1 protein-coding gene is annotated in these 915 nt (G+C 37.9%); it reads right to left on the bottom strand.

The annotated features are described in order from the left end of the window. Positions 1–839, bottom strand: an 839-nt coding sequence (locus tag FC57_RS10370; protein WP_056990035.1) for an IS982 family transposase, incomplete at its 3' end; no start/stop codon positions are given. Between the last annotated feature and the right edge of the window lie 76 nt (positions 840–915).

Here is a 915-nt window from a genome sequence, read left to right as displayed (position 1 = left end):
CAATATGCCATATTATAGGCTAAAATAGCTATTTCTAGCCGCTGTTGAAAGCCTACTGGACTTCTTGCTCGATTATTCTCAGCGTTGTAATAACTAAGCAAAGAAAAGTCGCTTTCAATGCTTCTTCTAATTGCCATCAATTGATGATCATTATGCCTTCTAGCTCCTTGCATGTTTTTACGATATGGCGTCCAAAGCACATATCCCATGCGCTTTAGATTAGTAGCTAGATTTTTGCCTAAATAACCTTCATCTCCTAAAAGATAATGGTTGGCTGGATGAGCATTGATCATCAATTCTACTGTCTCTTTGGCATCATGTACTGACGCTTTAGTAACTGCATAGTCAAGCAGATAGCCATCATCGCTTACTATTGCGTGGACCTTGAAGCCATAATAATAGACTTTCTTGGTTGCTTTATAACCAATATCAGCTACGCCCCGAAAGATCTTGACACGATAATTGCGAACAGGCTGGCAAACTGGCACTGGGAAACTATCAATAATCAAAAATTCTCCAGCTGTCTTTACTTCTTGATTCCAAGCCTGACGGATACAACGAATTAGAGGCAAGAGCATTCGAGCTCGACGGTTAAAACGAGAATGAGATAAGCCAACGAAGAATTTACAGAATCTTCGTTGAGATTCAATTCCAATTTCAGTTTGCCAAATGAGCATCGCTAAGATAGAACTATCAGGAAGCATGGTCTGATCAACATTTTTACGATGTTTAAGTCCATCAGGCGCATAAAGCTTATATAGCGAGCGACAAATCACATTTAACCGATTAAAACTAACTTGTAAATGGTGAGAAAAACGCTTAAGCTTGAGACAGTTCAATTAGATCAGACTCTTTTCTATTTAAATTACTTACAACTTGAGTCTAGTCTAATTGGACTTTTTTATTAACTAAAAC

This window comes from Lactobacillus ultunensis DSM 16047 (assembly GCF_001436305.1).
GTDB lineage: Bacteria > Bacillota > Bacilli > Lactobacillales > Lactobacillaceae > Lactobacillus > Lactobacillus ultunensis.
This window is presented reverse-complemented; position numbering and strand designations above follow the sequence as displayed.